Origin of the sequence: Kitasatospora sp. NPDC059747, assembly GCF_042732955.1 — a bacterium.
GTDB lineage: Bacteria > Actinomycetota > Actinomycetes > Streptomycetales > Streptomycetaceae > Kitasatospora.
In genome coordinates this window covers 1-7,688 of the sequence record NZ_JBHWGV010000217.1, presented here as the reverse complement: position 1 = coordinate 7,688, position 7,688 = coordinate 1, and the positions used below count along the sequence as shown (strand labels likewise).

5 protein-coding genes are annotated in these 7,688 nt (G+C 75.9%); all 5 read left to right on the top strand.

Annotation, left to right across the window (positions count from 1 at the left end; genetic code table 11):
- The coding region (locus ACFV4G_RS42480; protein ID WP_380448855.1) for a hypothetical protein at nucleotides 1-1,338 on the top strand (1,338 nt) is incomplete at its 5' end.
- A gap of 15 nt (nucleotides 1,339-1,353) precedes the next feature.
- Nucleotides 1,354-2,310: a glutamate ABC transporter substrate-binding protein gene (locus tag ACFV4G_RS42475; protein WP_380448852.1), complete on the top strand. Its 957-nt coding sequence runs from the start codon at nucleotides 1,354-1,356 to the stop codon at nucleotides 2,308-2,310.
- Between the two features lie 215 nt (nucleotides 2,311-2,525).
- Nucleotides 2,526-3,878 (top strand): hypothetical protein, encoded by a 1,353-nt coding sequence (locus ACFV4G_RS42470; RefSeq protein WP_380448849.1) that lies wholly within the window; start codon nucleotides 2,526-2,528, stop codon nucleotides 3,876-3,878.
- Nucleotides 3,879-3,883: 5 nt separating this feature from the next.
- Nucleotides 3,884-6,400 (top strand): tetratricopeptide repeat protein, encoded by a 2,517-nt coding sequence (locus ACFV4G_RS42465; RefSeq protein ID WP_380448847.1) that lies wholly within the window; start codon nucleotides 3,884-3,886, stop codon nucleotides 6,398-6,400.
- A 3-nt stretch (nucleotides 6,401-6,403) separates the two neighbouring features.
- Nucleotides 6,404-7,688, top strand: a 1,285-nt coding sequence (locus tag ACFV4G_RS42460) for a protein phosphatase 2C domain-containing protein (protein WP_380448844.1), incomplete at its 3' end; no start/stop codon positions are given.

The window sequence follows — 7,688 nt, the reverse complement described above, 5'->3', positions numbered from 1 at the left end:
GCGCTGTCGCCGGCGGGCGCGAAGGCCCGGCTGGCGCGGGCCGCGCGGACCGCGCCGGGCCGGCTGCGGCTGGCCGGGGCGGTGCTGGCGGTGCTGACCGTGGCGTTCGGGGGGCTGAGCGCGTGGCAGCTGGAGAGCCGGGCGCAGGCGGCCGAGCGGGTGGTGTCGTACAGCCAGCCGCTGAGCCAGGCGGCGGCGGACATCCACCGTTCGCTCGCGGACGCGGACACCACCGCGGCCACCGGCTTCCTGCTCGCGGGCACCGAGCCGAAGGCCGTCCGGGACCGCTACGAGCAGGACCTCTCGACGGCCGCCCGGCTGATCGCCGAGGCCGCCGCCCGGACGACGTCCTCCTCCCCCGCGCAGGGCTCGCTGGCCCGACTGAACCAGCAACTGCCCGTCTACGCGGGCCTGGTGGAGAGCGCGCGGGCGGACAACCGGCAGGGCTTCCCGCTCGGCGGCGCCTACCTGCGCTACGCCTCGGACCAGATGCGCAACGTGCTGCTGCCGGCCGCCGCCGAGCTGACGGCGTTCGAGAACAAGGAGCTCTCGAACGACTACGAGGAGGCGAAGTCCGCCCCCTGGGCCGGGTACGCGCTCGGGGTGCTCACCCTCGGCGCCCTGGTCTGGGTGCAGGTGGTGCTGTTCCGCCGCACCAACCGGGTGTTCAACGTCGGCCTGCTGGGCGCCACCGCCGCCGTCCTCTCCGGCGCGCTCTGGCTCGCCGTCACCGGCGCCACCACGAGCTCCTCCCTGGACGACAGCGACCGCCTCGGCGCCACCCCGCTGCGCGCCCTCAACACCGCGCGGGTGGACGTGCTGACGGCCCGCCTGGCGGAGAACCTGCACTACGTCGCCCGCGGTTCGACCACCAAGTACGCGGAGCTGTGGTCCGCGACGACGACGCACCTGGCGCAGGCCGTGCCCGCGGGCACCCCGGAGGAGTCCCGGCCCGGCTCGCTGCCGGAGGCGTTCCGGCTGGCGCCGGCGTCCGCCCGGGACACCGTCGGCGAGGCGGCCCAGCAGTTCGACTCGTGGTCCTCCCGGCACGACACGGCGAAGAAGCTGGAGACCGACGACGCGGACTACCAGGGCGCCCTGGACGCGACGGTGACGGCCGACCCGGCGAAGGCGCCGGGGACCGCCGACGCCGCGTTCAACGCGACCGACCTGCAGCTCGCGAAGGCCGCCGACACCGAGCAGCAGGAGTTCCACAAGGCCGCCGACGGCACCGACGGCGACCTGCGCACCACCGCCGCCGCGGCCGCCGTCCTCGGCCTGCTGGCCGCGGTGGCGGCGCTGCGCGGCCTCGGCCGCCGACTGGCCGAGTACCGGTAGAGGGGGGACGGACACATGCGCAAGGGGACCGTACGGACCCGCACGGTGACGGCGCTGGCGCTGCTGGCGTCCTGCGCGGCCGTGCTCGGCGGGGGCGGCCCGTCCGGCGCCGCACCGCTGGCGGCGGAGGCGGCACCGCTGTCGCCGCCGGCACCACAGGCCGCGCAGGCCGGGCCCTGCGACATCTACGGCAGCGTCCCGCCGAGCACCGAGGACGGCCCGGCGGTGAAGGCCGTCAAGGCCAAGCGCAGCCTGGTGATCGGCGTGGACCAGAACAGCTTCCGCTGGGGCGCCCGCAACCCGAACACCGGCCAGATCGAGGGCTTCGACATCGACCTCGCCCGCGCGATCGGTGCGGCGATCATGGGCGACCCGAACAGGGTCGTCCTCAAGCCGGTGGCGACGGCCGACCGGGTCGACGCCATCCAGAAGGGCCGGGTCGACCTGATCGTCCGCACCATGACGATCAACTGCCAGCGGATGGAGCAGGTGGCCTTCTCCAAGCCGTACTTCAACATCACCCAGCGGGTGCTGGTGCCCCGGTCGTCCCCGGCGAAGAACCTCGACGACGCGATCACCGGCAAGACCGTGTGCGCCGCCAACGGCTCCACGGCCGCGACGGTGCTGAAGGACGTCAAGAAGACCGCCAAGCAGGTCGTCCCGGTGGAGAACCAGCTGGACTGCCTGGTCCTCATGCAGCTCGGCAAGGTCGACGCCACGATGACCGACGACGGCCTCGCGGCCGGCCAGGCCGCCCAGGACCAGACCGTGCGGATCGTGGACGGCGAGGCGCAGCCCGAGGTCATCGGCGTCGCGATGCTCAAGAGCAGCCCCGATCTCACCGCGCGGGTCAACCAGGTGCTGGCCGACTACTACGCGAGCGGTGCCTGGCGCAGCTCGTACGAGCGGTGGCTCAAGCCGTACATGCTCAACGACGCCGACCACTACTGGCCCGGCGCGACGGCCCACTAGGAACGGCCGCCGACGGCCCTCCGGCGGCCATCCGGAGGGCCGCCGGGCGGCCACGGCCCGCACGCGGGCCGTTGACGCCGTCTTGACGCCCCGCGCCCGCTCCGCCCGAAGGAGCACCGGCTAGGGTTCGGGACGATCACCACGGGGAGACCCGTCGTGCACGGGGAGATCCGCAGCCCGTCAGGGCCGGGTCGGTGAAGGAAGGATGGACGGCGGTGGCATCTGCTGGCCCGGTACTGAACCGGGAGGAGGTGGACCGCGCGCTCGCGCGCCTCGGCGCGGAGCGCGACGCGGTCGAGTCGGCGCTGCTGGCCCTGCAGGACCACCCGGGCCTGCGGCTGCTGGACGGCGCCGAGCTGTCCGGGCGGACGCAGGAGCGCTGGGCCGTCGCCGGGAAGGGCCTGCCGCTGCTGTGGGCGCTGTTCGACCGGTACTCCGAGGCGCTCGCCTCCGCGCGCGCCGTGCGGGCCCGCAAGGCCAAGCCGGGCTCGGCCGAACTCGCCGAGCTGAGCGAGCTGTTGACCGGCGACGCGGTGACCGTCCCGGGCGGCGCGCTGCCGGACGGGCCGCAGCTGCTCGGCGCGCCCGCCAAGCTGGTCGAGCGGGTCAGCCTGGACGCGCTGATGGCGAGGATGAACTCCTGGTACGCCACCGTCCTGGAGGTGGTCAGCGCCGCCGACGCGGTGTGGTCCGCGCTGCCGGCCAGGATCGACCTGCTGCTCGCAGAACTGCACCGGGTGCGCACGCTCGCCGCCTCGCTCGGCGTCCACGCCGCCACCCACCCGCTGGGCGACGACCTGGCCGGACTGGAAGCCGACCTGACGGCCCTGCGCACCGAGGTGCGCGGCGACCCGCTCGCGCTGTGGCGCCCGGCCCGGGTGCCCGCCCAGCGCGGCACCGTGCCGGAGGGCGGCGCGTTCGCCTCCCCGTCCGGGGTGGTGGACACCGAGCGCTTCGACCGGGCCGGGCGGGCGCTGGACGGCGTGCGGCTGGAGCTGGAGAACCTGCTGCGGCTGCGCGACGACGCCGAGGAGCGCCTCCAGGGCGTCGGCGACCTGCTCCAGCGGGCCGACGCGACGCTCGGCGAGGCCCGCCGGGCGCGCGGCGAGGTGCTGGCGAAGATAGCCGCCAGCGACGTCCCCGCGGTACCGGGCCCGGCCTCGGCGCTGCGCGAACGGATCGTCGTGGCACTGGAGTTGCGGCAGGCCGGGCAGTGGGGCCGGCTGGCGCCGCTGCTGGACGCGCTGGAGGACGCGGCCGCCAAGGAGCTGGCCCGCGCCCGCCAGTCGCTGACCGAGGTCACCCAGCCGCTCGCCGTGCGGGCGGAACTGCGCGGCCGGCTGGACGCCTACAAGGCGATGGCCGCCCGGCTGCGGGTGTCCGAGGACCCGGAAGTGATCGAGCGGTACGAGAAGGCGCGCTGGCTGCTGTGGAGCGCGCCCTGCGACCTGCGGGCGGCGGCCGCCGCGGTGGCCCGCTTCCAGCAGTCGCTGCGGCCGGCGCACGCCGAGTCCGCACACGAGGAGGCCGGCCAGACGCCGGTCGACGGACAGGTACAGGGGGGCTGAGGTTGATGGGCGAGGCGTGCACACGGCCGGATTGCACCGGCAACGGGACGATCGACGCCGACGGCTACTGCGACGAGTGCGGGCTGGCCCCGGTGGCCGGCACCACCTCCGCGAAGGCCGCCGCGCCCCCGAAGGCGGCGGCGGGCCCCGGCGCCCCCTGCCCGCGCGACTGCTCCGGCACGATCGACGCGGACGGCTACTGCGACGAGTGCGGCCTCACCGCGCCCGGCGGCGAGACCGGCACCACCCAGCCGTACGTGCCCTCGGCCCGGGTCGCCCCGGACACCGGCAACTCCGTCCGCTCGGCCCGCACCGGCTCCGCCCGCTCGATGTCCGGCCGCTCCCGCTCGCACCGCTCGACCCGCACCGGCAGCAGCCGCTCGGTCTCGGTGCGCAGCACCCGCGGCAGCGTCAGCGCGGGCACCCGCAGCCGGCTCGGCGCCGGCCTGGTGACCGTCCCGACCGTGGAGACGGCCGACCCGTCCCTCGCGGTGCTGGAGAACCCCGAGGTGCCCGAGCGCAAGCGCTTCTGCGCCAAGTGCGAGGCGCCGGTGGGCCGGGAGAAGGACGGCCGTCCGGGCCGCCCGGACGGCTTCTGCACCAAGTGCGGCACGCCGTACTCGTTCACGCCCAAGCTGCGCCGCGGGGACCTCGTCGGCGGCCAGTACGAGGTCGTGGGCTGCCTGGCGCACGGCGGCCTCGGCTGGATCTACCTCGCGGTGGACCGCCGGGTCAACGACAAGTGGGTCGTCCTCAAGGGCCTGCTGAACACCGGCGACGAGGACGCGCTGGCCGCGGCCGTCGCCGAGCGGCGCTTCCTCGCCGAGGTGGACCACCCGAACATCGTCCGGATCATCAACTTCGCCGAGCACCTGGACATCGGCTCCGGCTCCACCGACGGCTACATCGTCATGGAGTACGTCGGCGGCAAGTCGCTCAAGGACATCGCCAACGACCGCCGCACCGCGGACGGCCGGCGCGAGCCGCTGCCCGTCGAGGTGGGGATCGCGTACGCGCTGGAGGCGCTGCCGGCGCTCGGGTACCTGCACGCCCGGGGCCTGATCTACTGCGACTTCAAGATCGACAACGTGATCCAGAGCGGCGACGCGCTCAAGATCATCGACATGGGCGCGGTCTGCCGCCTCGACCACGACGGCCCGATCTACGGCACCGTCGGCTACCAGGCCCCCGAGATCGCGAGCCTCGGCCCCTCCCCCGCCTCCGACCTCTACACCGTCGCCCGCACCCTCGCGGTGCTCACCTTCGACTTCCAGGGCTACAGCACCACCTACCGCGACACGCTGCCCGGCCCCGAGGACGTCGAGGTCTTCGCGACGTACGAGTCGTACTACCGCTTCCTGGTCCGCGCCACCGACCCCGACCCGGCCCGCCGCTTCGCCTCCGCCGAGGAGATGGCCGACCAGCTCACCGGCGTGCTGCGGGAGGTCCTGGCCCTCCAGGACGGCCGGGCCCGGCCCGCGCTCTCCACCCTGTTCGGGCCCGAACTGCGCGTCGTCGACACCGAGCTGGTGCTGCCCACCGAGCAGACCGGACAGCTCAGGGTGGCCGAGCTCGACCCGGCGGCCGCCGCCCTCGCGCTGCCCGTCCCCCGGGTCGACCCCGGCGACCCCAACGCGGGCTTCCTCGCGACCCTGCTCGCCACCGACCCCCAGGAGGCGCTCGCCGCACTGGCCGGCGCCCCCGCCGACTCCGCCGAACGCCGCCTGCGCGAACTGCGCGCCCTGCTCGAACTCGGCCGCCACAGCGAGGCCCTGGCCGCGCTCGCGACCCTGGAGCAGGACCACTCCGACGACTGGCGGGTCGTCTGGTACCGCGGCCTCACCGCCCTCGTCGGCGCCACCGCCGGAGCCGACGCGAGCGCGGGCGAGCCGGACGAGGCCTCCCTGCGGGCCGCCGCCGAGGCCTTCGACGCGGTCTACGACGCCTTCCCCGGCGAGAGCGCCCCCAAGCTGGCCCTCGCCATCTGCGCCGAACTGCTCGGCGACGGCGGCGACGCGGCCGAGTTCTACCGGCTCGTCTGGACCACCGACCAGTCCTACCTCAGCGCCGCCTTCGGCCTCGCCCGGGTCCGCCTCGACGACGGGATGCGGCCGGACGCCGTCCGCGTCCTGGAGTCCGTCCCGGCCACCTCCAGCCAGTACACCGCCGCCCGCATCGCCGCCGTCCGCGCCCGGCTGCGCGAGCGCGCCGCGACCGAGCCGATCGGCGCCGACCTCGCGGCCGGCTCCGACCAGCTGACGGCCCTGCGGCTGGACGACCGGCGGCGCGAGGAACTGTCCGTCGAGGTGCTCCAGGCCGCCCTCGGCTGGGTCACCGCCGGCTCCGCCGGGGCCGGCCAGGGCGGACGGCCGACGGTGCTGGGACGACCCGCCGACGAGCGGGAACTGCGCTTCGCCCTGGAACAGTCCTACCGGGTACTCGCCCGGTTGGCAGACCGGGCCGAGACCAGGATCGAGATGGTGGAACGGGCCAACCGCGCCCGCCCCAGGACGTGGGTGTAACCGATGCCGCAGCAGACCGTGTGCCCGAGCTGTTCCGAACCGCTGGCCCCGGAGGACGCCTTCTGCGGCGCCTGCGGGACCGGCCGGGACAGCCGGCCCGCCCCGGGCGCGATGCCCGCGGGCTGGGCCTCCCCCCGCGCCGAGTCCGTCCCCGCGCAGCAGCACGGGCCGGTCTGCGTCCACTGCGGCCTGCCGCAGGTCGGCGCCGACGGCTACTGCGAGGCCTGCGGCGGCGCCCAGCCGCGCCCGCGCGACCACATGGAGAAGGCCCTCGCGGGCGTCGCCGGGGTCAGCGACCGCGGCGTGCGCCACCACCGCAACGAGGACTCCTTCACCGTCGCCGCGACCTCGCTGCCCGGCGGCGAGCCCGTCGTCGTCGCCGTCGTGTGCGACGGCGTCTCCTCCTCGGACCGCCCGGACCAGGCCTCCGAGACCGCCGTCGACGCCGCCTCCGAGTCGCTGCTCAGCGCCCTGGAGGCCGGCACCGACCCGGACGCCGCGATGCGCCGGGCCATCGCCGACGCCGCCAAGGCCGTCGCCGACCTCGCCGGGGCCGGCGCCGGGCCCGCCCGGCCCGACCTCAACGCGCCCGCCTGCACCTACGTCAGCGCCATCGCGGCCGGCGGCCGGGTCACCATCGGCTGGGTCGGCGACACCCGCGCCTACTGGATCCCGGACGACCGGGCCGCCGCCGAGCCCTTCCGGCTCACCCAGGACGACTCCTGGGCGGCCCGGATGGTCGAGGCCGGCCTCATGGGCGAGGCCGAGGCCTACGCCGACCCGCGCGCCCACGCGATCACCGGCTGGCTCGGCGCCGACGCCGAGGAGGTCGTCCCGCACACGCTGGACTTCACCCCGCACGTCCCCGGGGTGCTGCTGGTCTGCACCGACGGCCTGTGGAACTACGCCGAGGCCGCCACCGACCTCGCCTACTACGTCCGGCCGGACGCCCGGACCGAACCGCTCGCGGCGGCCCAGGCCCTGGTCAGGTTCGCGGTCGCGGCCGGCGGCCACGACAACATCACCGTCGCCGTCCTGCCGATCGACCCGCCCGCCCGGCCCGACCCCGAGGAGGTCGAGCAGACCCCGACCGCCCTCGACCTGCCGGTGATCACCCCGGCCGGGGCGCGGCCGGACCCGGAGGACGACCCGGACTACGAACCGACGCTGCCGGACCTCCCGGTGATCGGCTCCCCGGCCGCCCCGCTGCCGCCGCAGGTCCCGCCGGCACCGTCCGCCCCGCCGGCACCGCCCGCGCCGCCGGCCGGCCCGCCGGGCGCCCCCGGGG